At 43.2% G+C, this 25,436-nt stretch carries 25 protein-coding genes and 3 tRNA genes; 15 read left to right on the top strand and 13 right to left on the bottom strand.

Annotated features, from left to right (window positions below; genetic code table 11):
* Window positions 1-111: 111 nt before the first annotated feature.
* Complete coding sequence (locus TPSD3_RS05645; protein WP_086487608.1) at window positions 112-1,602, top strand: hypothetical protein; 1,491 nt, start codon at window positions 112-114, stop codon at window positions 1,600-1,602.
* A 55-nt stretch (window positions 1,603-1,657) separates the two neighbouring features.
* Window positions 1,658-3,163 (top strand): hypothetical protein, encoded by a 1,506-nt coding sequence (locus tag TPSD3_RS05640; RefSeq protein WP_140048495.1) that lies wholly within the window; start codon window positions 1,658-1,660, stop codon window positions 3,161-3,163.
* A 66-nt stretch (window positions 3,164-3,229) separates the two neighbouring features.
* Here the strand turns inward: TPSD3_RS05640 and TPSD3_RS05635 are convergent, their stop codons facing one another.
* On the bottom strand, window positions 3,230-3,892 hold the full coding sequence (locus tag TPSD3_RS05635; protein WP_086487606.1) for a sulfotransferase family 2 domain-containing protein: 663 nt from the start codon (window positions 3,890-3,892) through the stop codon (window positions 3,230-3,232).
* 571 nt (window positions 3,893-4,463) lie between these two features.
* Window positions 4,464-4,652 carry a Trm112 family protein gene (locus tag TPSD3_RS05625; protein ID WP_086486979.1) on the bottom strand — a complete coding sequence of 63 codons (189 nt, stop codon included), beginning with the start codon at window positions 4,650-4,652 and terminating at the stop codon, window positions 4,464-4,466.
* 449 nt (window positions 4,653-5,101) lie between these two features.
* On the opposite strand from TPSD3_RS05625, the gene TPSD3_RS05620 reads away from it, so the two are divergent.
* From TPSD3_RS05620 to TPSD3_RS05605, 4 genes are all read left to right on the top strand, one after another.
* A complete protein-coding gene (locus TPSD3_RS05620; RefSeq protein WP_086487605.1) occupies window positions 5,102-5,581 on the top strand; it encodes a DUF4381 domain-containing protein in 480 nt (159 codons plus the stop codon).
* A gap of 177 nt (window positions 5,582-5,758) precedes the next feature.
* On the top strand, window positions 5,759-6,997 hold the full coding sequence (locus TPSD3_RS05615; protein WP_176329753.1) for a muramidase family protein: 1,239 nt from the start codon (window positions 5,759-5,761) through the stop codon (window positions 6,995-6,997).
* 59 nt (window positions 6,998-7,056) lie between these two features.
* Window positions 7,057-7,983, top strand: a complete 927-nt coding sequence (locus TPSD3_RS05610; RefSeq protein ID WP_086487603.1) for an AEC family transporter — start codon at window positions 7,057-7,059, stop codon at window positions 7,981-7,983.
* 101 nt (window positions 7,984-8,084) lie between these two features.
* Window positions 8,085-9,200 carry a branched-chain amino acid ABC transporter substrate-binding protein gene (locus TPSD3_RS05605; protein WP_086487602.1) on the top strand — a complete coding sequence of 372 codons (1,116 nt, stop codon included), beginning with the start codon at window positions 8,085-8,087 and terminating at the stop codon, window positions 9,198-9,200.
* 75 nt (window positions 9,201-9,275) lie between these two features.
* Here TPSD3_RS05605 and TPSD3_RS05600 read toward each other — a convergent pair whose 3' ends face one another.
* Entirely contained in the window at window positions 9,276-9,719 is a 444-nt protein-coding gene (locus TPSD3_RS05600) for a CBS domain-containing protein (RefSeq protein WP_086487601.1), read from the bottom strand.
* A gap of 210 nt (window positions 9,720-9,929) precedes the next feature.
* On the opposite strand from TPSD3_RS05600, the gene sat reads away from it, so the two are divergent.
* Entirely contained in the window at window positions 9,930-11,120 is a 1,191-nt protein-coding gene (gene sat, locus TPSD3_RS05595; protein WP_086487600.1) for a sulfate adenylyltransferase, read from the top strand.
* 79 nt (window positions 11,121-11,199) lie between these two features.
* Here the strand turns inward: sat and TPSD3_RS05590 are convergent, their stop codons facing one another.
* From TPSD3_RS05590 to TPSD3_RS05565, 6 genes are all read right to left on the bottom strand, one after another.
* The gene (locus tag TPSD3_RS05590; RefSeq protein ID WP_086487599.1) at window positions 11,200-12,318 is read right to left on the bottom strand and encodes a histidine decarboxylase; all 1,119 of its coding nucleotides are present in this window, start codon (window positions 12,316-12,318) and stop codon (window positions 11,200-11,202) included.
* Between the two features lie 7 nt (window positions 12,319-12,325).
* Window positions 12,326-13,369, bottom strand: coding sequence for a pyridoxal phosphate-dependent aminotransferase (locus TPSD3_RS05585; protein WP_176329752.1), 1,044 nt, complete (start codon window positions 13,367-13,369; stop codon window positions 12,326-12,328).
* A 208-nt stretch (window positions 13,370-13,577) separates the two neighbouring features.
* Window positions 13,578-14,627, bottom strand: coding sequence for an isocitrate/isopropylmalate dehydrogenase family protein (locus TPSD3_RS05580; protein ID WP_086487597.1), 1,050 nt, complete (start codon window positions 14,625-14,627; stop codon window positions 13,578-13,580).
* Between the two features lie 3 nt (window positions 14,628-14,630).
* Window positions 14,631-15,902, bottom strand: a complete 1,272-nt coding sequence (locus TPSD3_RS05575) for a 3-isopropylmalate dehydratase large subunit (RefSeq protein WP_086487596.1) — start codon at window positions 15,900-15,902, stop codon at window positions 14,631-14,633.
* A 3-nt stretch (window positions 15,903-15,905) separates the two neighbouring features.
* A complete protein-coding gene (locus tag TPSD3_RS05570; protein WP_086487595.1) occupies window positions 15,906-16,421 on the bottom strand; it encodes a LeuD/DmdB family oxidoreductase small subunit in 516 nt (171 codons plus the stop codon).
* Between the two features lie 15 nt (window positions 16,422-16,436).
* Window positions 16,437-17,660, bottom strand: a complete 1,224-nt coding sequence (locus tag TPSD3_RS05565; protein WP_086487594.1) for a hypothetical protein — start codon at window positions 17,658-17,660, stop codon at window positions 16,437-16,439.
* Window positions 17,661-17,849: 189 nt separating this feature from the next.
* On the opposite strand from TPSD3_RS05565, the gene TPSD3_RS05560 reads away from it, so the two are divergent.
* The 4 genes from TPSD3_RS05560 to apaG all read left to right on the top strand — a co-directional run bounded on the left by TPSD3_RS05560 (window position 17,850) and on the right by apaG (window position 18,676).
* Window positions 17,850-17,926: transfer RNA gene (locus TPSD3_RS05560), tRNA-Pro, on the top strand.
* 42 nt (window positions 17,927-17,968) lie between these two features.
* Window positions 17,969-18,045, top strand: a tRNA-Arg gene (locus TPSD3_RS05555).
* A gap of 69 nt (window positions 18,046-18,114) precedes the next feature.
* A tRNA-His gene (locus TPSD3_RS05550) sits at window positions 18,115-18,190 on the top strand.
* 105 nt (window positions 18,191-18,295) lie between these two features.
* Window positions 18,296-18,676: a Co2+/Mg2+ efflux protein ApaG gene (apaG, locus tag TPSD3_RS05545; RefSeq protein ID WP_086487593.1), complete on the top strand. Its 381-nt coding sequence runs from the start codon at window positions 18,296-18,298 to the stop codon at window positions 18,674-18,676.
* A gap of 8 nt (window positions 18,677-18,684) precedes the next feature.
* Here apaG and TPSD3_RS05540 read toward each other — a convergent pair whose 3' ends face one another.
* Window positions 18,685-19,227 carry a macro domain-containing protein gene (locus TPSD3_RS05540; RefSeq protein ID WP_086487592.1) on the bottom strand — a complete coding sequence of 181 codons (543 nt, stop codon included), beginning with the start codon at window positions 19,225-19,227 and terminating at the stop codon, window positions 18,685-18,687.
* A 17-nt stretch (window positions 19,228-19,244) separates the two neighbouring features.
* On the opposite strand from TPSD3_RS05540, the gene TPSD3_RS05535 reads away from it, so the two are divergent.
* Both TPSD3_RS05535 and ettA read left to right on the top strand, forming a co-directional pair.
* A complete protein-coding gene (locus tag TPSD3_RS05535) occupies window positions 19,245-21,365 on the top strand; it encodes a hypothetical protein (RefSeq protein ID WP_086487591.1) in 2,121 nt (706 codons plus the stop codon).
* 42 nt (window positions 21,366-21,407) lie between these two features.
* Window positions 21,408-23,078 (top strand): energy-dependent translational throttle protein EttA, encoded by a 1,671-nt coding sequence (gene ettA, locus TPSD3_RS05530; protein WP_086487590.1) that lies wholly within the window; start codon window positions 21,408-21,410, stop codon window positions 23,076-23,078.
* 66 nt (window positions 23,079-23,144) lie between these two features.
* Here ettA and TPSD3_RS05525 read toward each other — a convergent pair whose 3' ends face one another.
* Complete coding sequence (locus TPSD3_RS05525; RefSeq protein ID WP_176329751.1) at window positions 23,145-23,966, bottom strand: hypothetical protein; 822 nt, start codon at window positions 23,964-23,966, stop codon at window positions 23,145-23,147.
* Window positions 23,967-24,215: 249 nt separating this feature from the next.
* Here TPSD3_RS05525 and TPSD3_RS17475 point away from each other — a divergent pair, with 249 nt between their 5' ends.
* Window positions 24,216-24,368 carry a hypothetical protein gene (locus TPSD3_RS17475; protein WP_176329750.1) on the top strand — a complete coding sequence of 51 codons (153 nt, stop codon included), beginning with the start codon at window positions 24,216-24,218 and terminating at the stop codon, window positions 24,366-24,368.
* 3 nt (window positions 24,369-24,371) lie between these two features.
* Complete coding sequence (locus tag TPSD3_RS05520) at window positions 24,372-24,572, top strand: hypothetical protein (RefSeq protein WP_217884390.1); 201 nt, start codon at window positions 24,372-24,374, stop codon at window positions 24,570-24,572.
* Between the two features lie 59 nt (window positions 24,573-24,631).
* Here the strand turns inward: TPSD3_RS05520 and TPSD3_RS05515 are convergent, their stop codons facing one another.
* Together TPSD3_RS05515 and TPSD3_RS05510 are read right to left on the bottom strand one after the other, a co-directional pair.
* Complete coding sequence (locus TPSD3_RS05515; RefSeq protein WP_245391531.1) at window positions 24,632-24,925, bottom strand: transposase family protein; 294 nt, start codon at window positions 24,923-24,925, stop codon at window positions 24,632-24,634.
* Window positions 24,909-25,418 carry a hypothetical protein gene (locus tag TPSD3_RS05510; protein ID WP_086487587.1) on the bottom strand — a complete coding sequence of 170 codons (510 nt, stop codon included), beginning with the start codon at window positions 25,416-25,418 and terminating at the stop codon, window positions 24,909-24,911. The genes TPSD3_RS05515 and TPSD3_RS05510 overlap by 17 nt, the downstream gene beginning before the upstream one ends.
* Window positions 25,419-25,436: the final 18 nt, after the last annotated feature.

The raw sequence follows: 25,436 nt of genomic DNA, 5'->3' as shown, positions 1-25,436 counted from the left end.
TGTTTTTCTCCACAGAGAGTGCTATCCTGATTGACATGTGTTGTGCATACTCCTACACTTTGGGGTATGCTGAATAACCTAAGAAAAACTTAACTTTTAAGGAGTTTCACAATGAAACAAAAACGATTGGTTTTTGCAATCGCCACTGCTTTAGCGGGTAGTCCAATGCTCGCTAATTCGACCGTCACCTTGAACGATGATGGTACGACAACTGGTGTTAGCGTGTGGGCTAAGGAATCGAAGAGAGATGATACAGCGGTAGCTATAATTGATGGTATTACGGCCAATAATTTGGAGATTAGTGTTCCCGTCGGCTTTGGTTTCCCCTCCGGAGGGGTGGAGCGGTTCGTGCGCCTTGATCTACAAGGGGCGAAGTTTAAAGGGTCTCCTGTATGCGATGTATCAGCTATTACTGGTGGTGCTGTTTGTATATCAAGAACAGGTGGAAATGGCGCGACTTATGCCAATTTCAAAGTAACCAGTGGAGCTACTGCCGTTCCGTCTAACGGGTTGATATCGTTTACATTAACAGCTACTGAGGGGCTAACTCCCTCTAACGTTAATGAAATTAAGATTACTTATAGTCTGCACAACAATGATGTGAGTGCCGATAATTTAAATCAGTCTCTCGCTACTGGTATTTTGAACAAAAAGACGGGAACTTATGTTGAGTTTAAGCCTGTCATTTCGATTGAGGCTACTCCTCAGTTGCCGTTAACAGCGGATGTTAGTCAGGGCTTTCTGCAATTTGTTCCCGATACGTTTAGTAGCGCAGGTAGTGGACCAATTGGTTTTTTCAGCTATCCTGATCCCGTTGCCTCAAGTATTTTGACTCTTGACAATATCGCAACTCCTGCCGATTCAGCTCCTGCTACCGTGGCTAGTGTTATTAGTGCTGCGACACTGACTGTTACTGGTGATTTTACCTCTGTTCAGGATTTTACAGGTACTTCTGGTCTAGGGACTTATTCCACTGCTACGAACCGTGTTTACTTGGATACGACTGATCCTGTCGTTGCCCCTGCTAAACCTTGTGATGCGGTTAGTACTCCAGCGAGTGCGGTGACGGAAGGAACGGCAACTTTTGATCTGGGGACAGCGTATACTGGAAATGCCTACATCTGTATTAAGCCGAACGGGATAACTCCCATGAATCCATCTGTGTACAGCATGGCTGTTAGCTTCACAGCAAATACGGGTTACGTTGTTGAGAATTATTCTTTCGATAAGGTTGGGGAAATACGCCAGAATGGTACGGTGCTAGACACACCTTACATTACCACCAATGCGGGCTATATCAGTCGCATAATATTTACAAATACGGGAGCTAAAGCTGCACCTTATACGTCTACCATAGTCACTGACTCGGGCGCAACGGCTACGCCAGGCGTGGGCGCAATAGGGGAAATTCCTGCAGGGGCCAATTTGCAAGTTAATGCTGGTGATTTGGTTGCATTTAGTGGTAAGCCACGCGGTGCGGTTCGCTTCGTTATTACTGCTCCCAATCCATCCATTCAAGCAGTTTATCAAACTGTCAATCTTGCTTCCGGGGATGTTCAGTCTGTATTGTTGAATCGTCGTGGAGGCGGTGATGGTAAGTAATGTGCATAGTGGTGAAGTTGGTCTTAACTTACGTTTGAATAAGGAGCAAGTAATTATGGGTATTAAACGTTTATCTCCGCTAGCGGTGGCGGTTTCTTTGGCTCTGGGCAGTGTTGGTGCGGTAGCACAAGTTGATATTGATGCTCCAGTCGCGGTTAACTACGCCAGTCAGTTGGGATCAGGTGTGACATTGTCTAGTGGTACGGGTTGTGATGTTGATGTAATAGGTAAGCTAGGCACTGCAATTCCGGCGAACTCTACTCGGTATGTACGATTTGGTCTAACAGGGGGAGCAGGATTCGGTGCAGCGTTGGTTGCTGCTGATTTGGTTATCCACACCGCCGGTGCTGTGTCGACGCTTGTGTCTGGCGGTGCTATTGGTTCGAATTTCGTAATTTTTTCAGTTAAAACGGATGCTACTGCCGCTGTCGCAACAGACACCTTCGCTCTTGATGTCACCTCAATAAAGATTGGGGCAGACAAAACGCCAGTTCAGTTGAACTATAGTGTTCATACGAATGACGTAAGCGCGTCGCAGGGATTGGATGGAACGGCGATAGAAAAGAGCTTACCAAATATCAATTATATTGGTTACGCCCCTGGCTTCTCTTATGGGGTTACTCCGTCTAATTTGGTAGGCAGCGTAGAGAAGGGGTTTGAGGTGTTTAACACTTCAACCAACACTAATCCTAGCGGCTCTGCGGGTAGCTTAGGGAAGTTAAGCTTTGCTCCAGCTCTCAATGTGTGTAATGGTGCGGGAAATTACATTTCACTAGCTGATATTTTGCAGACAACCACTACTCTTGAGTTCCAAGGTGATTTATCGCTGATTCAAGATGTTGATAGTGATGGCAATGGGTTGGGAACGTTTGGTTCTACTGCGACTGGCGTAAGTAATGGTAAGGTTGGTTTTTATACGACAGCAGCATGTACAACAGAGGTTGCTCTCCCTCCGACTGCTGCGGTGTCTTCGGATGGAGACAAGGTCACTTTTTCAGGAACTGATGTGTTGGGTCTTGATGCTAGTTTCCTCTGTGTCATCCGCCCAGAAGACTCCAAGGTCAAGATCACGCCGGACGATAGTTATGTGTTGAATTTGCTTCCTGTTTCTCAGTCAGGTTATGCTGCGTCGGCGGTTTCCGCTCCAACAGGTGATATTTTAAGAGATGGTGTGGTATTGGAAGCCCCTTACTTCACTATGGCTACGGGTTACATCAGCCGTTTCATGTTAAATCATTTGACACCTAGTGGAACTGATGCAGCCTTCACCATTGAACTGCGTACTGATGCAGGCAACACGATTGTTCCCAAGACAGATGGTCCTTACCCTTATGATGCCGATACTAAGACCTTCTCAGGTGTTTTACCTGCGGGAACATTGCTGCAAGTCAATGCAGCAGACTTAGTGTCGAGCTTTACGGGTAAAAACCGTGGTTCAGCGGTATTCACCTTTGTTGCTTCCAACAACGACATTCAAGGTATCTACCAAGCGGTTAATACCAATACAGGTGAGTTAAGCAATCTTGTGATGGCTCGTCCAGGTGGTGGTACAGGCAAATAGTCTTTCATTTTAAAGGCTAGAGACTGTCAATAAAGACAGGTAATCTTTCGGGATTGCCTGTTTTTTTTATGCCTGTCGTTGCAGCAAAGCCTGCTGATACAGCGCGACATCTTCAGCGTGATGGTGTGCAATTTCCTCTCGCAACGAGTCCGCGATAGGATAATGTCCTGCGGACTGGCCGACATTAATTTTTTGTGCTTCGATATGGGCGTGTAGATAATGCTTAGTGAAAAAAGCAAAATCCCGTTGATAATGTTCAGTAATTCCGATAAATGAAAAATACGCCAATGGAAAACCAAACAAAAACTGCCCATACACATTTCTCAACTCAGGTCCCAGACAAAACCGTTCTAACGACCAATTTTCCGTCATCATTTTATGACGCAACGGCTTCCCGACTCCCGAATGCGGATTATTTTTCCAAAAATAATAATGGGATAGCACCCGATCTACGGGGTTTCTCATCCACGTGACGAAATTAATGTGTTGCGTATCGGCGAGAAGTAAATATTTCACGGGCAAAAAATGCCCATGAATACATTCTATTTTTTTCTCCTCCGAATCCGCATGAACTAAAGCCTGCTGAAAAGCCCTTCTATGCCGCTCCGTCACAGGCGTATTAAGCGGCGAATCGGCATAATCGTGTAAAAGTTTCTCCCCAAAATGCTGCTGTAATGCTGCGGCAAAACTCGTCCCTGCGGTTTTGGGTAAATGAACGGAGATAATCAAGATGGGGTGTCCTTTTTTTTTGGGGGGTGGATTTGTTTAAGTGCTTACTTTTATATTTTGTGCAAACGAGCGCAAAATCTGATTTTCCCTCGTTCCCAAGTGCCACTTGGGAATGCAGTCTTGACCGCGTTGCGGTCAGTCATTCATCAGTCTGCCATCCCGTATAAACAGGAGTCAAACCGACTTGTCCCAAATAATTACGCACACTAGAATAACACCAATGTTCAGCCAAATCGACATAACCGTGTTTCACTGGATTTTAATGGATGCCTTCTAATTTTCCTCTTTTTTTTGTACTGACCGCGACGCGGTCAAGACTGTATTCCCAAGTGGCACTTGGGAACAAGATAAAGTCACCATGTCAGTAATATAAAATTGCCATTCACGCCACATCAATCAACTCTTTTTCTATATATACCAAAATTAAATCATTTATAAAAATTTATTTCAGAATCAGAATTTCTGAATTTTCAAAATTAATTCTTGCAACTCGTTTATTTTTATTAGATTTTTAATTCTGAAATTCTGTAACTTCTGATTCTGACAGAAAATTTTATGAATGGCTTAACGCTTACGCCAACTTATCCATTTCCTCCAACGACAAACGACGCGCTTCTTCGGGTAACATTACCGGAATGCCGTCCCGAATCGGATAAGCAAGGCGTGCGCCTTTGCTAAGTAATTCCTGTTTTGTTTTATCGTAAATTAACGCGCCTTTAGTCACAGGGCAAACCAAAATATCAAATAACTTTTTGTCCATGTTTATTTCTCTTGTGCAAACGGGCTAATAACTGCTTACCAAAGGCTTCTGGTATAGAACCCATTTGAAATCTAAAAAAGATGTTAAACTTACCGATTTAAGAAGAATAAAATGGAGAAAGACATATCATACTCAAGCAATTTAAATGAAAAAGAATGGATGATGAGAGCCTATATGACTAGAGCATCTCCCAAAGATAAAGACAAACCCGTCCGCTGAAATGGGGGTATAGGGAGATATTAGAAAGTTTTTTTGTCATTGCTCAAAAAGATAAAATTACCACTATTTTGAACGATGATAAATTTAAACCCGCCGCATGGTAATTCATAAAACAGATGGGGAAATAGATAAAAATTTAATTCACTCGTATTTTATTTTATGCTTAACCTTATTTTGCGATATATTTACTGCTTTGCTTTGATTTTTTAAGAAGTTGAGATAACTGTTAGATGGATGCGGAACAATTACACGATATTATTGAATACGCCAGTGTGCCGATGTGGCCATTGGCGGCGGGGTGGTGGTTATTGCTGGCGATGGGTTTACTGTTACTTCTGCTGTTTTTAGGACACCGTCGGCGACAACAAGCACGCCCTGTTTGGTTGGATACCGCTTGTAAAGAATGGCACAGCTTGCAAAATCCACAACTCCCTGTTTCTGTTCGGTTAAAAGGTCTGGCCGTACTGTTGCGACGGGTGGCCATTCAACGTTACGGACGAGAGGCGTGTGCGGGGTTAAGTGGCACTGCGTGGCTCTTATGGCTCACACAGCACGATCCCGCTCAATTCAATTGGGCAGAATCACGGGTGGGCGATCTGCTCGTCCGTTCAGCCTACATGCCGCCTGACGTGCATTTAGACGAACAACACGTGAAACAAATGGCCAATGCTATTCGTGTTTGGATTGGACGCTGTATGTGGCGCGGATAAGCTAGTGTTTACGTTGATTTGTAGGATTGCTTTATGCCACAATGCTGTTGAGATTATTTTTATAACGAGATCAGTTTGTTATGCAAAGTGAATACAATAGAACCGTATCATTGCGTTTTAAGTATGCTTTTAATTCTCAACCTATTGTATTTTAGCCAGCTTTCGGAGTTTAACTGCATGATGTGTCGCCTTCATTTTCGCCAATTTTTGGGAATAGTGGCGGTTGGGCTGTTGAGCGGGTGTACTATGCTCACGCCAGGCCCTACTGAACCTGTGGATACTACCCCGATTCCGCCCGGCAGTCCGGGCATTATCGACACCACACAACCCCCCTCCACCGGTGGGCAAATGCCGTTGTATCATACCGTACAACCCGGAGAAACCTTGTATGGTATTTCGCAACGTTACAACCAACAGTGGCAGCAAATTGCCCAGTGGAATAATATCCAACCACCTTATAATCTCTCCGTTGGACAACGTTTACTGGTTTCTGCTTCTGGAGGCATGACCGGGACTCCTTCTGGCCCCGTGATTTATCCCATTGAAACGGCACAGCCGCCTGCGCCGGTGATTATTGACACGCAACCGTCTTTCCCGTCGCAACCCAGTACACCAGCCGTCGTAGATCGCCAGTTGGGTTATCATACGGTACAAGCGGGCGAAACGCTTTTTAGTATTTCACGACGCTATGGTTATACACCAACACAGGTTGCGGAGTGGAACGGTTTACCGCCGCCTTACACCTTGTCGATAGGACAAATGTTGTTGGTGTCTCCACCGGACGGCGTTTCTGGTATTGTCACTTCTCCTACTGCGCCAGTGACTGCTCCCAATCTCAGTGCGCCCAATAGCGGGCAACATGTTGTGCAGACTGGAGAAACGTTATTTAGTATTGCGCGGCGTTATGGTCATACGGTAGAGCAGGTGGCCAGTTGGAATGGTTTAACGCCCCCTTATACTTTATCAGTTGGACAGCGTCTCTTGGTCAGTCCGAGCGGCAGTGTCCCTGTAGCGACGACACCTAGCGTTTCGGCCAATGTGTCTTATCATACAGTCGCCGCGGGAGAAACCTTATTTAGTATTTCTCGCCGCTACGGCAATACGGTAGAACAAGTGGCTGCGTGGAATCGTTTAACGCCGCCTTATTCGCTTTCTGTGGGACAACGTTTGACGGTAGGACAAGCGGGAACAACACAAACAGGTCTTTCTGCGGCAAGCAGTTCACCTCGTTTAAGTCAAAGCAGTAGTTCTACAACGAGAGGCTCAATTGGTTTTCACACGGTGCAACCCGGTGAAACTTTAGCGAGTATTGCCCGTGATTATCGTCTTACCACACATGATCTGTCGATTTGGAATGGTATTGGGATGCCTTATACGGTTTATCCCGGTCAACGCTTGTTGATTGTGCCACCTTAAACGGCTCATAAAAATACCTGTGCCAAACTTCGGTTTGGCACATTGCTGAATTGCTTATTATGCCTGCTGTTATTACCTTATTGATTCCGCTTTTTTTAATGATTTTGTTGGGATATATTTTAAAGTATTTCAATATTGTTCATGTCGAATTTTGGCCTGCCTTAGAAAAAATCACTTATTTTGTTTTTTTCCCCGCCTTATTAATTCATCAATTATCGCAACCCCCCCTGCATGATTTAAACGCATTGCCTTTGGCAATTGTGTTTGCATTGGCTGTGTGTTTATCTGCGGTGTTATTGTTATTATTGCGGCGTTTTTTACCGATTTCTGAAGTGGTTTTTGGCTCTTTATTTCAGGGTAGCATTCGTTTTAATAGTTATTTAGGCGTAGCGGTGGCTTTATCGCTGCATTCTACGTTGGGATTGTTGGTCTCTGCGGTGGCTTTAATCGCCATGATTCCCTTGATTAATGTGTGGTGTGTGTTTGTGCTGGCGCGGGGAAATGGGAAGCAGAAAATGACGGCGACGGCTTTTGGTGTGGTGTTGTTGAAAAATCCATTGATTATTGGGTGTTTTATTGGTATTTCTCTAAATTTTTTATCGTGGGAATTACCGTTATTTATTAAACCCTTATTTCATATTTTAGGACAAGCCACTTTACCTTTAGGATTATTAGCAGTGGGTGCGGCTTTGCAATTAACGGCGATTCAGAATAATTCTTGGGTATTATTGCTGAGTCTTATTTTAAAATTATTGTTATTTCCCGTGCTGGTATGGTTACTTTGTAAATGGTTGAATATCATAGAAGTGATGCAAGATATTGCAGTGATGTTTGCTGCACTGCCAACGGCAACATCAGCTTATATTTTGGCGCGCCAAATGAGAGGAGATTATGTGTTAATGGCGAACATTATTACGGCACAAACGTTGTTGGCGATGTTGACCATGCCTATTATTATGATGTTATTGGCTTCTCACGCCAATTGACCGCATAGATGTTGCCGTTTCTCAACAGCATCCCCATATTGGTGATGGCTGATTTTATCAGTTATACGTATTTTAACACCACAAACGGAGGCAGTTATTGCATGAAATTATTACCCCAATGGATTAAAACCGCTTTATTAGCCACGCCTTTTGCGTGGGGCGGCATGGTGTCTGCGTCAGACAACATTGTGATTGCGGTCAATGGCCCCATGACAGGATCGTATGCCACCTTTGGCCACCAAATGAAACTCGGCGCGGAAAAAGCCGTTGAGGACATCAACGCCGCCGGTGGCGTTCTCGGTAAACAAATCACATTAGAAATCGGCGACGATGCCTGTGATCCCAAGCAAGCGGTGGCCATTGCCAATCAAATGGCCAGTCGTGGTGCGGTGTTGATTGCGGGACATTTCTGTTCTGGTTCTTCTATCCCGGCTTCAAAAGTGTATGAAGAAGAAGGCATTGTGCAGATTTCCCCCGCCTCAACCAATCCTAAATTGACCGATGAAGGCGGCCCCAATGTGTTTCGCGTCTGTGGTCGAGATGATCAGCAAGGCGCAGTGGCCGGTACTTTCTTAGCGCAACAATTTCCCGATGCCAATGTGGCCATTTTGCACGACAAAACCGCTTACGGCAAAGGTTTAGCCGACGAAACTAAAGCGGCTTTAAATGCGGCAGGTAAACAAGAAGTTTTGTATGAAGCCATTACTGCGGGCGAAAAAGATTACTCTGCGGTGGTGTCTAAGTTGAAAAAGGAAAATGTGGGCGTGGTCTATTTAGGCGGTTATCACACCGAGGCGGGTTTAATTATTCGCCAAATGCGGGAACAAGGCATGAGTACTATTTTAGCTGCGGGCGATGCCTTAATGACGGATGAATTTTGGTCGATTACAGGCGATGCGGGTGCCGGTACACTGATGACTTTCAGTCCAGACCCGCGTAAAAATCCCGTTGCAGAACCAGTGGTTGCTGCGTTCCGTGCCAAAGGCATTGAGCCAGAAGGTTATGTATTGTATACCTATGGCGCAGTGCAAGCGTGGCAACAAGCAGTAGAGCGAGTGGGGACGACAGATACAGAGGCAGTGATTAAAGCCCTAAATGAAGGGACATTTGATACGGTGTTAGGTCAAATCAGCTTCGATGATAAAGGGGATGTGGAAGCACCGGGCTATGTGTTTTACGTGTGGGAAAATGGCACTTACCGTTATTTTTCTGAGTAATCCTAGCGTTCGCTGAGTGCTTTTTTTGGCGTACACGCAGGGGTGAGCCTATCGTGTACGCCGATGGGGGAGAGGTTATAAGTTGATAAAATTACGCAAATACTGCACTTCTACGTCCGTCTCTTCTAATTGTATCCGTACCAAATCGCCAATTGACACCAAACCCACCACTTTTCCCCCATCGACGACGGGCAAATGTCGGAATTTTTTCTCGGTCATAATGGCTTGTACATCTTTCACCAGAGAATCTAAAGTGCCGACGATCAAGTCTCGTGTCATCACTTCGCCCACTTTAACACGATCAAAATCAAGATGATTCTTCGCACAAAAGCGTAAAATATCCCGTTCGCTTAAAATACCCACTGGCTCTTGCTTGGCATTCTGTACCAATACCGCTCCGACTTTGGCATCGCACATGGTTCGTGTGGCGGATAATAGACTGGCATCTTCATTGACCATGATGGTGTCGCCTTTATTTGCTTTGCTATCTAACACCATTTTTAGGGTGATTGCCTCCATAACCTTCGACTCCTTGTTGTTGATTTAGGGTGTGGACTCAGTAAAAATGGGGACTTCAATCCCACATTTCCATTCTACCACGATCTGGGGAGTAAACTGGCGAGTACAAGCAGAAGGCAGCAGAGGCTTAACTTTATGATTAAAAAACTTTAGAATGCCATAGAATTTTGTTATTCGTTTAATTTTCCACAGACCGAAAAGAGTACCTTTATGATTCGTCCTTATGCTACTGATTTTCTGATGCCCTTATGGGTTGCCGATCCGGCGCGCCGCGCTCAATTAGAACAAGAAGCGCAAACGTTGCCTAAATTGCTGATTTCTTCGGCCGCGGCGGCTAATGCGGTGATGTTGGGTGGGGGATATTTTACGCCGTTGACGGGCTATATGAACGTGGCTGATACCCTCAGCGTGGCCGATCAGTTGAAAACCCAAGCGGGCTTATTTTGGCCGATTCCCATTGTGAATATTGTGCCGGAGGTGAGCGGGATTACCGGCGCGACACGTATTGCTTTATGCGATCCCAATCAAGACGGTCAGCCCGTGATCGCCGTTCAAACCGTGGCCGCGATTGAAACCCTCAGCGATGCCCAAATGCAACACGTCGCACAACGTATTTTTGCCACCGATGATGTCAAACATCCCGGTTATGCCACGTTTATGGAACAAGGGCGTTATGTGGTCTCAGGCGCGATTGAGGTGTTGAATTTTAGCTATTTTCAAACGGAATTCCCTGATACATTTCGCACTGCGGTGGCCATTCGGGAAGAAATCCAACAACGCGGTTGGCAGACCGTGGTGGCGTTTCAAACCCGCAATCCTATGCACCGCGCCCATGAGGAATTGTGCAAAATGGCACAAGCGGCCGTGAATGCGGATGGCGTGTTGATTCACATGTTGCTGGGTAAATTAAAGCCCGGTGATATTCCGGCTGATGTGCGCGATGCGTCAATTCGGAAAATGGTAGAATTGTATTTTCCAGAAAATAGCGTGATGGTGACGGGTTACGGTTTTGATATGTTGTATGCGGGGCCACGGGAAGCGGTTTTACATGCGATTTTCCGTCAAAACGCGGGTTGTACTCATTTTATTGTGGGGCGCGATCATGCGGGCGTGGGCAGTTATTATGGGCCTTTTGATGCGCAAACGATTTTTGATGACTCTGTTCCGGCGGGGACGTTAGACATTGAGATTTTCAAAGCCGATCACACCGCTTATTCTAAAAAATTAGGTCGGGTAGTGATGATGTGCGATGTGCCTGATCATCAACCTGAAGATTTTATTATGCTGTCCGGGACCAAAGTGCGGGAAATTTTATCCGCGGGAGAATTACCGCCGCCTGAATTCACCCGTCCCGAAGTGGCGAAAATTTTAATGGCTTATTATCAAAATACTAGCGATTAAATAACCATTAAAACGAAGTTATTGTAGAGACGTAATAAATTGCGTCTCTACTTTTACCAAATGCTGGCTTTTTTTCCTTTTACAGTGCCAATAAATCCGCTAAAAACAAATCTAATTGCGCCCGCGTCACATGCTGCATCACGACAATATGCGCCCAATCGCCTTCAATCGCCAAATCCCATTTTTTACTTAATGCCCGCGGGGGCGGTTTTAATAACACAATATTAGAATGTGGATTTAATTGACAAGGGTAATTGTGTTGCTTTAATTGTTGATATAAATAGTGCGCATTGCTTAAACAAGTTTGCACTTCTTGTTTTAATCCTGCCTCGCCTTTCACCTGCAAAATATACCATAAAATTAATGGCGAATGACCATTACGCGATCCGCTAATTGTGGTGTCTAAAGTATCGACATAAGCAATATGTTTTGCTTCGGGAATAGAGCGCGTTAAAATAATCCCACTGGGAAAAGGACAACCCATAAATTTATGTCCTGAAATGGCTAAACTTTGAATGGGATAACGAAAATCAGGATATTTTACTTGATCCAATTCTAAAAAAGGTAACATCATCCCAAATAATGCCGCATCACAATGAATATAATAATGTTCGGTTTTCGTTTGCGCTAAAATTTCCATAATGCGATCAATAGAATCAATCGCGCCTTTCATGGTTGTGCCAATATTTAATGATAAAATAACAGGCTGATTGGAATATTGTAAAATGGCTTCGGCTAATGCGTTATAATCAATTTCACCGTTGTTTAAACTCGGCACAATATGATGCGACATTCGCAATAAATGCGCGGCTTTAGGAACGGAATAATGACTGTCTTGAGAAAAATATAATATCCCATTCGGATAATATTCCCGCGCCACCAATAATCCTTGTAAATTCGCCTCTGAACCCCCGCCCGTAATGTAGCCGTGATAATCTTGATCCACAGGAAAATGATATAATTTCGCCACAAAATCCAATACTTCCCGCTCATAAGCCCAACTGCATAAAGGAAAAGTATTGTCTTCAAATGGATTGCCTAAATTATTAAAACCAAATAATAAAAATCGGCTTAATGGCTCAAGAAATGCCAAATCTAAATTAATCGGATAACCCAACGAATCGTGACAACGACAACTGCGCGCATAAAGTTGATCTAATTCAAGATGAACGGCTTGTAAATTGGGTCTTTTATTCATGACAAGATCAAGAGTTTTGTTGTAAATAAGTAGAAAAACGATTTAATGCCGGCGCAATGTCTTCTATCGGACACGCAAAATTAAGACGAATAAAACGCGGATCAGGGGTTTGAAAATCTATCCCCGGTGCGCTATTTAAAGCAAATTGTCTAATGAGTTCTAAAGAAATAGTTAAAGAACTTTTATCTAAAGCCGACACATCAAAAACCGCAAAAAAACCTGCCTCTGGAATCGAATATAAAGACAAATGATATTCGGGTAATAAACGATTTAATTCTTGCCAATTTTTTCTCAGCATTTCGCAGTGTTTTTGAATTAAAAAATCCCAGTTTTTTAACAACATCTCCCCGACTAATTGACTGGGTAAACTGGTGCAAATATTCATGGTGGCTTTGGCATTGGTCATTTTCTCAATATAACGCTCAGGCACAATTAAATAACCTAAACGAAACCCTGCAATTGACAGCGATTTAGAAAAACTATTGACAATGAAATGCTGATCCGAATAATGAATGGCACTGGGAATTTTTTTATCACTTAATGACAAGGCTTGATAAACCTCATCAAAAATAATTGGCACGCCTAATTCACAAATTTCTGCCAATTCCTGCTCCGATAACACCGCGCCATGAGGATTACTCGGCGAATTAATTAATAACGCATGGGTATTTTTAGAAATTTGCCGTTTTAAGGCAGGAATATCAATATGAAAACTCTCAGGATGTAAATGCGCCAATTGATAACGCGCCGCAAATAAATTCGCGTAAATGCGATAAACAGGATAACAAGAATCAGGTAAAATAATTTCGCCGCCATTACTGGTTAATAAGGCAAATGCAATTGTTAATGCACCCGATGCCCCATCAGTAATGCAGATACGATTCGGATTTAAATCGTAATTAAATTTTTCCCCATAATAACGCGCTATCGCTTGACGCAAACGCTGCAAACCATTCACATCCCCATACGAAGTATGCGCACTTAATTCTTTAGGTGTTAATTGAATATCAACATGATCAAAAACATTAAATGCAGATACGCCTTTACCCAAATCTAATGGCTTTAAATACGCAGGAGATTCTTTAAAAAAACCTCTAATACTTCATCCATTGCCAAAGAAGAATAAACATGATATTCCTGCATGGTTTTTACCGTCCCAATGGTGTAAAGAAAACAGAAAATAGACAATAAGGCAGCTTTACATCAGACACGTAAAAAAAACCATTTCACTTAAAACGCGCCCTCCTACCTCGTTTATTTTAATGCAAGGCCGACAACACCCGATCTCCCATGCCCGCCGTTGAAACCGTCTCATAGCCCTCTGCGGCTAAATCGGCAGTACGACATTGACTTAATGCAATATTAACTGCATTTTCAATGGCTTGCGCAGCCATTTCATGACCAAAAGTGTGCCGACACAGCATCGCCACAGATAAAATAGTCGAAATGGGATTGGCTTTTTGCTGCCCTGCAATATCGGGCGCAGTCCCGCCCACCGATTCAAATAAACCAAAACCATGCGCATTTAAACTGGCTGAAGGCAATAATCCAATTGAACCCACAATGCCCGCACCTAAATCGCTTAAAATATCGCCAAAAGTATTGCAGGCTAATAACACATCAAAATATTGCGGTTTTAACACCATTTGCATCGCCATATTGTCCACTAAAATATCGTGACATTCGACTTGAGGAAAACGGCGGGCTTCTGCATGTAAAACGTCTAACCAAATTTGAAAGACATCTTTAATCACATTGCCTTTATGCACAAAATGTAATCGTTTACGACGTTGCTGGGCGACTTGTAAGGCTTGTTGCACAATTCGTCTGACTTCAGTTTCATGATAGTATAACTCCTGTCCCGCCCAACGCCCCGCGGCATCGCTGCCATGTCGCATTTGTCCATAGTAAATACCGGACACCAATTCCCGAACGATATACAAATCAATTTCCCGTTCCCGCACCGAACACAACGGAGAAACATCCGCCGCAGCCGAAAAAGTACGAATAGGACGCAAATTCGTAAATAAATCATAGTGTTTGCGTAAAATGCCAATCGGCTCATCAGCCACCGCACCAAACAAAATGCCCGCATTCGGATTGGTTTTTAACTCATCACACAAAGTTTCTGTTTCAACCGAAAGATAACGACCACTTTGTTTAAATTGTTCTTCACCGACAAGGTGTTGCGAAATATCAACATCAATTTTATAGCGTTCAGCAATCGCCCGTAAAACGCGCTCGCCTTCGGCAACAATCTCCGTGCCGATGCCTTCCCCCGGCATCAGTAAAACATGATAACGTGACATGGTTTATTCATCCGTAATATAGCCAGCAATGGCACTGCGGGCGGCCACGTAAGGCGATGATAAGTAAACAAAAGAATTCGGGTTGCCCATGCGACCACGAAAATTACGATTGGTGGTGGATAAACACACTTCATTGTCCCCTAATACGCCACCATGCGCGCCATAACACGCTTTACAGCCCGGTGATTCGATCACCGCACCACTTTCTACAAGCATATCAATCACTTGACTCTGCGCCATACGGCGATAAATTTGAGTCGATGCCGGCACCACCATTAAATGCACGCCTTTGGCAATTTTCTGCCCTTTTAATGTCCGTGCTACTAATTCAATGTCTTCAAATTTCGCCCCCGTACAAGACCCCACGTACACTTGACTGATTGCAACACGTTCTGCTTTGGCTTGTGCGACGGTACAGACGTTGTCAGGACGGTGCGGATAGGCCACCATCGGTTCTAATTGTTCCGCTTGATAGTGTAAACGTTGACTGTATTGGTAATCTTTATCCGTCGTCACGGGATCAAGTGTGGCATTCGGAGCGGCACGATTTAAGTAAGCAATTGCCTTATCCGACAAGGACATAATGCCATTTTTTGCCCCCGCTTCCACCGTCATATTGCATAAGGTCATGCGTTCTTCGGCCGATAAGTGATCAATGGTTGATCCCGTAAATTCCAAAGTTTTACCCGACGCGCCATCCATGCCAATGTCTTGCAATAAACGCAAAATAATGTCTTTTGCAAATACGTTGGGCGGTAATTCTCCTTCAATTCGTACTTCGATAGTCTCTGGTACGCGAAACCATAAACGACCCACACGAAACACATTGAGCATGTCCACTAAACCCACACCCGTCCCAAACGCATTAAACGCGCCGTAAGTCACGGAGTGCGAATCTGTACCTAAAATCACTTGATTGGGTAAAACATGACCTTGTTCACACATTAAAATATGACATACACCATAATTCGCGCCGTAGGGATAGTAGTTCTTAATGTCCTGCTCTGCGGCAAAATTGTCCATCGCCATCGCTAAACGACGACTGATCGCGTCTTTCGCTGGCACAAGGTGATCTTGAAATAACGCAATTTTATTGGGATCGAATACTTTGGCATTTTTGCCAAATTCTTCATAAAACGCCTCGCGTAAGGCTTCTAACACCGGATCATGTGTAAAACACATGTCAATATCCGCTTCAATAAATTCTCCCGTCGCCACGTGAGATTTGCCAGCGGCACGGGCTAAAATTTTATGCGTCATGCTTTGTGCAGGCATGGCCTAGGCTCCTAAATGTAAATGCTGTTTGTTGTACGGGGTAAGGCCGCCTGCTTGGATAATGTCGGTCAGCGGGCCAAAATCATTAAACTTAAACTCTTGATCGCCCACGCGAAAAGTCAAAGCAGGCACGTCAACGGTCACTTCTGTCCCCACTATGTTTTCATCAAACGGATGATCGTAAATGATCGGCAGCAATAAGCCCATATTCACACAATTACGGAAAAAAATACGCGCAAAACTCCGCGCAATCACCACTTTCGCACCCGCATACGCCAAGGCTTGCGGTGCCGTCTCTCGACTGGAACCACAACCAAATTCACGCCCCGCAAAAATAACGGTAAACGGCGAACGACGAGTCTGCGGATCAACAAAAGGCGGATTGGCACGGTAATCAATTAAGGCAATGCTGGCAAGATGATCACGCCCCTCATAAGGCTCAAATCGCCCCGGCGACATGACATCGGTATCCACAAAATCACCACAATAAAAGGCTTTACCTTGAATCAGTTGCTGCATGAAAAATCCTTATTTTTAAAAAGGTTGAGTATTCAGATAATCACGAATATCTTGGCGCGTGAGCCATTTATCTTTGGTTTTGGCATGGGCAAGTAAGCCCTCAATCAAGGCCGTCGTGGGAGTGACATCAAATTGTTCTAACATGTAACGCACGTTAGCACTGCCACTGACTGGCGCAATCAACAATTCTTGCGAGCGTCCCAAATCGCTGGCAGGAACGGCAGAAAAAACATAGTCTTCAAATGCTAAACCCAAAGCCTTTGCCTTCAATACCGCGGCAGAATGGGTGCCGGCCGCAGTAGTAAACGCTTGTTGTCCAATAATCGGCGCGGTTTGCGCGATAGGAACTTGGGTATATTCGGACAATTTATCACAATAAGGCTTGATTGCGGCTAAATGATGGTGCGTATTTCCTGCTTGGGCTAATAACAAAGCCACTTGTTCCAATGCCGTGTTGCCGGTGCGCTCTCCGATACCCAAAAAAGTACCACTGATAATGTCAGCTCCCGCACGTGCCGCCGCAATGGCATTGGCCACGCCCAGCCCTTTGTCATTGTGTCCATGCCACATTAATTCCAGTTGAACGCCCTGTTTGGTGAGATACTCCAAAACAAATTCAGTGATACGTGCAGCACCTTCCGGCGTGCTATCGCCCACGGTATCGCAAAGGGTTAAATTTTTGATCTCTACTTCTAACGCCCTATCAATGGTTTGAATCATATCATCGGGTGGAGTGCGGGTGGCATCTTCGATACTGAGGCCAAACGGGGTTTTTTCTTGAAGCAGATAATTGCCAACGGTTTTAATTCGTTGTAACAGTTCAGAAAACTCCCAATTTTCCACTTTGCGGCGCACAAGACTGGTGCCAATAAAGCTGTCGGCCCGAACTTTTATTTCTGGAAAAGCCCGCGCTAAAGCCACAATCGGCTCGACATCGCTGACTAAGGTACGGGCAAGGAAACTGAAATGCAGCGGTAACTTTTTTTCTTGGGCATGGGCTAATAGGGCATAACAATCATCAAATTCTTGTGTTGAAATGGCCGGAAAGCCAATTAAAACCGCCTGCGTACCCACTGCCGCACTTAATTCAAGTAATTCTTTTCTTTCGGTTAAGGTGGGTTTACGGACATAAGCCCCTTGTAATCCATCACGAATGTCATCTTCTAAACGAACCCGTGCCAACAGGGGATCGGCGGGATTCCATGAATAAAGATAATCCTGAATACGTTCTGTGGTCATGACGTTCCTCACAACTGTAGGGTGTCTTTGGAATAGGACATTTTAGCTGACTAAGCGAAAAGTGGCTATCTATAATAAGCGGGTATGAAAAAATACTGATTTTTTTCTTGACACTTGGTTAGAAGTGGCTTATCATGCCTAACTTTGGTGCAGGTACTTATTGATCAGTCGTCTACAGTTAAAAATAATCGGGGTATAGCGCAGCCTGGTAGCGCAACTGCTTTGGGAGCAGTGGGTCGAGAGTTCAAATCCCTCTACCCCGACCATTCTCATCATAGACTTTACACTTATCATAGATTTTAACACTTGCGCCTGTAGCTCATTCGGATAGAGCATCGGCCTTCTAAGCCGAGGGTAGCAGGTTCGAGTCCTGCCAGGCGCGCCACTTCAGTCCGAAGTTGTGGGAATAACGCCCAACCTGTGCAGCCACACCCGTTTGACGCAACTCGTTATGGTGAGCGTAGCTCAGTTGGTAGAGCCCCGGATTGTGATTCCGGTTGTCGTGGGTTCGAGTCCCATCGTTCACCCCATCCCTTACTGTTTTACCAGTTAATTCTTAAATTCTTAAAAAATTCGCAGTCATCACGACGGCTCATTTCATAAATCCCCGACGATTCACCTCCAAAGGATGGCGCATGATGTTATCGCCCTATCATATTCGTGTTGAAGTCAAAACCCATTATCTCAGTGAACAATCCAGTCCCGAACAGAGACGCTACGTTTTTGCCTACACGGTGACTTTGCACAATGTGGGGACAGTCGCGGCGCGGCTGTTGTCTCGCCATTGGATTATCACCGATGCCAATGAACAAATACAAGAAGTGCGCGGCCAAGGCGTGGTCGGAGAACAGCCTTATTTGCGTCCCGGCGAACGCTTTGAATACACCAGTGCAACAGCTATCGCTACGCCAGTCGGCACAATGCACGGCAGTTACCAGATGTTAGCGGATGATGGTTTGGCGTTTGATGCGGAAATTCCCTTATTTCGTCTGGCCTTACCACATACTCTGCATTGATTTCGGGCTTATTCTGTCATTAATTCTGACTCTCCGAAGCGGGCTTCTAATTCTCTTCGATACGTCTCAAGAATGGGAATATTGTAAGCCATGATACATACTTTTTCCAAGGTGTCAGGATGGGTGTCCAAAAACTCTTGAATGGTGTCCAGCGCAATTTGACAAGCCTCTTCAATAGGATAGCCTGAAGCACCGCAGCTAATAGAAGAAAAAGCGATAGTTTTAATAGGGCGAGTCAGACTAAATCGTAGCGCATTGCGATAACAAGATCGCAATAATTCCGCTTCTCCGTATTTGCCTCCGAGCCACACGGGTCCGACCGTATGGATGACAAATTTTGCCGGCAAGTCATGACCTCTGGTGATTTTGGCTTGGCCTGTTTCGCACCCGCCTAATGTTTCGCACGCATCCGACAATGGAAGCCCCCCATAACGGTGAATGACCGCTTCGACTCCGCAGCTACCGCTTAGGGTTGGACTGGCTGCATTGACAATGGCATCCACATCCATTAGGGTGATGTCTCCGAAGAATAATTCAATTTTATTTTGCATGGCATTAAGCTCCCACTATGATAATTTTTAACAGTGTTTTTGAACCGATTATTTTGGGCAGTGTGTTAATTTTAGCGTTATTATTTTACCGCTATCAACAAAAATTAGCATGGCATTTTAAGGCGATTTTGACGACCGTTTTTATTATTATTGCTTTAACGAGTGCGTTGCGTTTTTTTCAAATTGCCCAAATCCAAATTTATCATGTTCATGATTTATATCATTATGTGATTGGGGGGAAGTATTTTAAATATTTGGGTTATGATCAACTTTATTTAGCCACCGCGCAAGCTTTGTTAGATCAGGGTATGAATTTGGATGAGGTTAATATTAGAAATTTAGCGCACAAACGTCAAGGTTATCATGAAAATTGGCGCGAATTACTACAACAACAACTTAATCCGATTCCTGCTTCTATTTGGGACGAATTTAAAACAGATATTTTTCTGTTTTCCATCCAATTAAATCATGATCCACAACAGTGGCAAAAGATTTTTAATGATCATGGGTTTAATCCTACCCCATTTTGGGCCTTGCAGGCGAAGCCCATTTTATCTTATTTGCCGTTACAGGTGTCTTTAGCGTGGTTAATTTATTTTGATTACGCGCTTATTATCATAACTGGTTTATTGCTGTGGTTATTAACGCGAGATTGGCTGTTGCGTTGGGCGATGTTAGCGATTTATTGGTTTATTTTTGCTTATTATCCTAGTTTTGGTTTGCAAGCCAATTTATATACCATTGGCAGTTTCTTACGTTACACTTGGTTTTTTTACCTTAGTTTAGGCATGATTTTTTTGGCTAAATCGCGTTATTATCGTGCGGGATTTTTTTTAGCTTTAGCGGGATTAGAACGTGTTTTTCCTTTTGTGTTTTTATTTATTGCGGGATTAGGATTAGCGGTGGGATTGACGCGAGAAATTTTTAATCTGTCTAAAATAGAAATCAAAACCATTAAACAATCTAATTTAGTTTATTTTGCTTCGGGAGCATTGAGTGCAATGATTTTAATCGTAGGGATGAGTTTATGGGCTTATCCTGCGGGTTATTTTGCGCAATTTGCCAGCAATATTAGCGCGCACAGTGGTTTATTTGCAACCAATAATGTGGGCTATCAAAAAATGGTGGTCAATTTAAGTGAACGCCCCGGCTATCAGACGTGGTCTATTGCAGCGAATGATCCGCCCGAACAATCACACTCCGCCGATGCTGATCAAGATCGCTTATTTCATCACATCTTATCTCAACGTTATCAAAGCAATACTTTAGCTTTTTCTTTTAAAGTAGGTTTAATTTTTGTCTTGGCATTATTGGCATTTAAAACTTTGCCTTTGGTGCAAAGTACATGGATTTTAGGTACGGCTTTTATTTTTTATTTAACATTAATGTCTTATTATTATCATGCGTTTTTGGCTTCTTATGTGGCGATGGTTTTATTGTATCAGGCCACGCCGAATATTGCGCATAGTTTATATTGGTTAATGAGTTGCTTAATAATCGCTATTTTTGCCTTATGGACACCGCATATTGCAGGGGTTAGTGTGATTATTTCTGTGGTGTTATGGTTTACTATTCCGCTGATCATTACCCATTATTTTTTACTGGCGCGTCAACAGATATTGGTTTTTTTAGGATTGGTGGCGGGTTTGGCTTTATTGTGGTATATGGATCAGGTGAGTATGAACCCACAACAATCTCCTTATGAACATTTTAATGTGCAATTCACCACCGATGCCAATCAACTATTTTTACAAAAACCGCGTTATGAATTATTAGAACTGAATTATTTAGATAATTATGCCCGTCGCATTCGACAACACAGCTTGATTTTAAAACAAAATGAATCAGTCGAATTTACCATTTCTCATACAGAGCCATTTCCGAAAAAACCGCTGCAACTTATTTTAAGAAGTGATTTTAATTACCCAATTACTTTACGTTTTTGGGTGAATGGGCAAGCGATTCGAGATAAAGTGGTAAAACGGGTGGGACATTTTTGGGTGTATGAAACGGTGGTGATTCCTAAAACTTATTTAACATCAGGGGAAAACTCGTTTAAAATTGAAGTGATCGAGGGTAAAGCTTGGGCTTTAGCACAAATTTGGTACGGTTATTTTATTGCCGCGGATGATTTTTAAAATGTTATTATTTTCTCCATTTACAAGGTATTAATTTTTATCATGGCACAGTATATTTATACCATGAATCGCGTGGGTAAAGTTGTTCCCCCGAAACGTGAAATTTTAAAAGATATTTCTTTATCCTTTTTTCCCGGTGCCAAAATTGGCGTATTGGGTTTAAATGGCGCGGGAAAATCGTCGTTATTGCGCATTATGGCGGGAGTGGATAAAGAATTTAATGGCGAAGCCCGCGCACAACCCGGTATCCAAATTGGTTATTTACCGCAAGAACCACAATTAAATCTTGAGAAAAATGTGCGTGGTAATGTAGAAGAAGGTGTGGCGAAAACAAAGGCGTTATTAACGCAATTTGATGACATTAGCATGAAATTTGCCGAGCCAATGAGCGATGAGGAAATGAACGCTTTATTGGCAAAACAAGCTGAATTGCAAGATGCGATTGATGCCTGTCAAGGTTGGGATATGGAGCGGACTTTGGAAATTGCCGCCGATGCCTTGCGTTTGCCGCCGTGGGATGCCGAAGTCGCCACTTTATCGGGTGGAGAAAAACGGCGTGTGGCGTTATGTCGTTTGTTATTGTCCGCGCCAGATATGCTGTTATTAGACGAGCCAACTAACCATTTAGATGCGGAATCAATTGCGTGGTTAGAACGCTTTTTACAAGAGTATAAAGGAACGGTGATTGCAATTACTCACGACCGTTATTTTTTGGATAATGTCGCGGGTTGGATTTTGGAATTGGATCGCGGTTATGGCATTCCTTTTGAGGGGAATTATTCTTCGTGGTTAGACCAAAAAGAAAAACGTTTGGCACAAGAAGAACGTCAAGAATCGGCACGGCAAAGAGCGATTAAACAAGAATTAGAATGGGTGCGTAGCAATCCCAAAGGTCGTCACGCTAAAAGTAAAGCCCGTTTGGCGCGTTTTGATGAATTGGTTAATCAAGATGTGCAGGAACGCAATGCGACTCAGGAAATTTATATTCCACCCGGTGCGCGTTTAGGTGATTTGGTGGTAGAAGCGGTTAATTTGCGTAAAAGTTTTGCGGATCGTTTATTAATTGACGGGTTAAATTTTAATTTACCGAAAGGGGGAATTGTCGGCGTGATTGGGCCGAATGGTGCGGGTAAAACGACGCTATTTCGCATGATCACGGGACAAGAGAAACCCGACGCGGGAGAATTGCGGGTGGGTTCGACGGTGCAATTGGCTTATGTAGATCAGTCCCGCGATGCTTTACCTGATGATAAAACGGTCTGGGAGGTGATTTCTGATGGTCACGATAACATTGTGGTGGGAAAATATGAAATTCCCTCTCGTGCTTATGCAGGGCGTTTTAATTTCAAAGGCACGGATCAGCAAAAATTGGTGAAAAATCTGTCGGGTGGGGAGCGCAATCGAGTGCATTTAGCCCGTTTATTAAAAAGTGGCGGTAATGTGCTGTTATTAGACGAGCCAACTAATGATTTAGATGTGGAAACATTGCGGGCATTGGAAGAAGCGTTATTGGCGTTTCCGGGCTGCGCGGTGGTGATTTCGCATGATCGTTGGTTTTTAGATCGAATTGCGACGCATATTTTAGCTTTTGAAGGCGACAGTGAAGTGGTGTGGTTTGAAGGTAATTATGCCGATTATGAAGCGGATAGACACCGTCGTTTAGGCACAGATGCTGACAATCCACATCGCATTAAGTATAAAAAGTTAATGTGAGGCGATAATTAACTTGTCAGTTGCTTCTGTTTGCATTTTATATTCAGACAGAAGCAACGCGTAAAGTTAAACCCAATTACTGGGATTAAGCAACCCTAAAAATCCGCGTTTCAGTCTTCTTTCTTCACGGTCTAAACTGGCTTGAGTTTGTGCCAGCCATTTATCAAAATCATCATTTTCTTGCTGGGTTTTTTCTTTGCGATGGCGGATGATCATGTCTTTACCTTGTTGCGTTAATTGATAACGTTCTTCCAATGGTAAAGCATGTTTCTCCCGACAAATAAACTTGGCTAATTCGTCTAAAAAAACATCATCTATTTTTCGCGGATCAAGCGAGTAATGTTGCCGTCCCAATCCATCGAAATTGCGCAGGCTTAAATCGATTTTCTGGGTTTTGGCATTGGCTGTGAATTTAAACTCGATATAAATCAGCGGTTCAAGATCGAATAAAACCCGCGTTAATTGGTGATTGCCATCATATTCTTCTCGATGATGAAAACGCAGATTGTGAGAAACTAAATAATCGCGTTGGTTTTTGGCATGAATTTTGTTGGCTTTAGCGAAACGAAATTTAAATTGTCCCACACAAGAAAAACGCAGAACAAATTCATGTTGTGCTTCATCATAGTCACACAAAACATAGTCTTGCTGTTTTAAATGTTCCAGCGTGCTAAAACCTTTCACTTCGTAATTGGCGTAAATATCAGGTTGAACAAAATTAAGTTCCCGTGATAATTCAAACAGATACAAGTGAATTTTTTTAACTTTCCGTCCCAATTCAGCCAAAGTAGCTGCTTTTAATTTCTGATCTCGATCAAGTTCAATGTTATCCGAACGCAAATGGTCAGCTTTTTTCTTTAATTCACTCAGTGCAGGCATGATCATCATCTCAGGTTTTTTGTGGGGGCGAAACTGCTCCGTTGGACGACAAAACAAAGCAATCCGTCGTATAATATTTCATTATCGTATTAATCTTACAATTCAACGGTAATAAGTGCAAGTCTGTACACAAAAAAATTTGCGATAAAAGACTTGAACTACCGTTAATCGGGTAAATGGGGCGTTGGGGGAGGAGAGCAAGCGTAGGGTGTATAAACGCAGTGCCATACCCCTTTTTTCAATACGACTACCAGCTTGGTGGATGACGCTATCGCTTATCCACCCTACTTTAACTTTAACTGGGTGGTGAATAACGTTTTATCCATTGCACAACAATGGGTTATTACTAAGAAAATTGCAGGCGATGTCAGTTTGACGAATTATAGCACCCGCACCACAAAAGGAGTATAAAAAATGACCTATTCAAGAGACTTTCGAGAACGTGTATTAAAAACTAGACAAGAAGAGAATCTGACCCTTGCAGAGGTAGCAGAACGCTTTAAGGTGGCGATAGCCAGCGTAGTAAGGTGGGGTAAAGTCTTAGAACCCAAACGGACGCGCAATAAACCCACTAAAATAGACATGAGAGTTGTGGTCTCAATTAAAATCAAGTAGTTGTGTTTAATCGGAAGTTATGTAGTCCTGCACAGCAGGACAAAATTTTATCATAAAAATCAAGAAATTGCATTTTCCACAACAATACGCTTTGAAGATAGAATTCTATTCTCCTCTTTTTGTTCTAAAGTAAGCGGCTTATTTTTGGATTTCTTGTGAGGAAGACACACCGATTTACAATCATATTGTTTATCCATACCTAAAAAACCTAAATCAACTAAAATGTTAGACTCAATAAAATATTTTTTATCTGGAGAAAGCATTTTCTTTAACACGTTAAAATCATGGCATTTACCATTTACAGGATGGCTTATATACAAAATTTCTTTAAGTTCATTAACAATCACTAACATCTTTACTGTGTGAGTTTTTTTTACCCGAATAAAATTCCTTTTGGATTTCTTTATCCGATGGACGTTGTATATCTTGCTCTGTCACATCAATAATCAACTCCTCTATATCGGAAAAATAAGCTTTAAAATCATCGATATTGTCTATGTCTCTGGCAGGTATATGTTTTAAAGCACACAAGGCATGAGTTAAAATACGCAAGCCTAATTTCTGCGTTTTCTTGGCGTGAGAACCATCCATACCTGCCATCACACCTAAAGCATCATCAGTTAAACTTTGCTTTAAACTGGTTAGCGTAAATAACAATAATTCTCTCTCGTTATTAATGCAGTAAGTGGCTTTATCATTCATCAATCTTGATTTGAGTGTTGAACCTTGTAAAGTGAGATAAGATTGTTTAAAAACTTCCAGCAGTATATCAAACTGCTTTGCATCCAGAGCGATTAAGGCTCTCCATTGTCTGGTTGTGTTTTTATTTGTCAGATTGAAATTCATTTTGATACTCCTTTTTGG

It is taken from the genome of Thioflexithrix psekupsensis, from assembly GCF_002149925.1.
GTDB lineage: Bacteria > Pseudomonadota > Gammaproteobacteria > Beggiatoales > Beggiatoaceae > Thioflexithrix > Thioflexithrix psekupsensis.
Note: the sequence above shows the minus strand (reverse complement) of the source record. Positions and strands in the feature narration are given on the sequence as shown.

What these genes read in the sequence shown, in the direction of transcription:
- TPSD3_RS05570 (WP_086487595.1), bottom strand. Translation starts at nt 16,421, where the DNA reads ATGCAGCAACTGATTCAAGGTAAAGCCTTTTATTGTGGTGATTTTGTG.
- TPSD3_RS05520 (WP_217884390.1), top strand. Translation starts at nt 24,372, where the DNA reads ATGACCTATTCAAGAGACTTTCGAGAACGTGTATTAAAAACTAGACAA.
- TPSD3_RS05620 (WP_086487605.1), top strand. Translation starts at nt 5,102, where the DNA reads ATGGATGCGGAACAATTACACGATATTATTGAATACGCCAGTGTGCCG.
- apaG (WP_086487593.1), top strand. Translation starts at nt 18,296, where the DNA reads ATGATGTTATCGCCCTATCATATTCGTGTTGAAGTCAAAACCCATTAT.
- TPSD3_RS05610 (WP_086487603.1), top strand. Translation starts at nt 7,057, where the DNA reads ATGCCTGCTGTTATTACCTTATTGATTCCGCTTTTTTTAATGATTTTG.
- TPSD3_RS05525 (WP_176329751.1), bottom strand. Translation starts at nt 23,966, where the DNA reads ATGATGATCATGCCTGCACTGAGTGAATTAAAGAAAAAAGCTGACCAT.
- TPSD3_RS05510 (WP_086487587.1), bottom strand. Translation starts at nt 25,418, where the DNA reads ATGAATTTCAATCTGACAAATAAAAACACAACCAGACAATGGAGAGCC.
- TPSD3_RS05600 (WP_086487601.1), bottom strand. Translation starts at nt 9,719, where the DNA reads ATGGAGGCAATCACCCTAAAAATGGTGTTAGATAGCAAAGCAAATAAA.
- TPSD3_RS05615 (WP_176329753.1), top strand. Translation starts at nt 5,759, where the DNA reads ATGATGTGTCGCCTTCATTTTCGCCAATTTTTGGGAATAGTGGCGGTT.
- TPSD3_RS05580 (WP_086487597.1), bottom strand. Translation starts at nt 14,627, where the DNA reads ATGTCACGTTATCATGTTTTACTGATGCCGGGGGAAGGCATCGGCACG.
- TPSD3_RS05605 (WP_086487602.1), top strand. Translation starts at nt 8,085, where the DNA reads ATGAAATTATTACCCCAATGGATTAAAACCGCTTTATTAGCCACGCCT.
- TPSD3_RS05565 (WP_086487594.1), bottom strand. Translation starts at nt 17,660, where the DNA reads ATGACCACAGAACGTATTCAGGATTATCTTTATTCATGGAATCCCGCC.
- TPSD3_RS05645 (WP_086487608.1), top strand. Translation starts at nt 112, where the DNA reads ATGAAACAAAAACGATTGGTTTTTGCAATCGCCACTGCTTTAGCGGGT.
- TPSD3_RS05575 (WP_086487596.1), bottom strand. Translation starts at nt 15,902, where the DNA reads ATGCCTGCACAAAGCATGACGCATAAAATTTTAGCCCGTGCCGCTGGC.
- TPSD3_RS05540 (WP_086487592.1), bottom strand. Translation starts at nt 19,227, where the DNA reads ATGCAAAATAAAATTGAATTATTCTTCGGAGACATCACCCTAATGGAT.
- sat (WP_086487600.1), top strand. Translation starts at nt 9,930, where the DNA reads ATGATTCGTCCTTATGCTACTGATTTTCTGATGCCCTTATGGGTTGCC.
- ettA (WP_086487590.1), top strand. Translation starts at nt 21,408, where the DNA reads ATGGCACAGTATATTTATACCATGAATCGCGTGGGTAAAGTTGTTCCC.
- TPSD3_RS05625 (WP_086486979.1), bottom strand. Translation starts at nt 4,652, where the DNA reads ATGGACAAAAAGTTATTTGATATTTTGGTTTGCCCTGTGACTAAAGGC.
- TPSD3_RS05640 (WP_140048495.1), top strand. Translation starts at nt 1,658, where the DNA reads ATGGGTATTAAACGTTTATCTCCGCTAGCGGTGGCGGTTTCTTTGGCT.
- TPSD3_RS05590 (WP_086487599.1), bottom strand. Translation starts at nt 12,318, where the DNA reads ATGAATAAAAGACCCAATTTACAAGCCGTTCATCTTGAATTAGATCAA.
- TPSD3_RS05515 (WP_245391531.1), bottom strand. Translation starts at nt 24,925, where the DNA reads ATGTTAGTGATTGTTAATGAACTTAAAGAAATTTTGTATATAAGCCAT.
- TPSD3_RS05535 (WP_086487591.1), top strand. Translation starts at nt 19,245, where the DNA reads ATGATAATTTTTAACAGTGTTTTTGAACCGATTATTTTGGGCAGTGTG.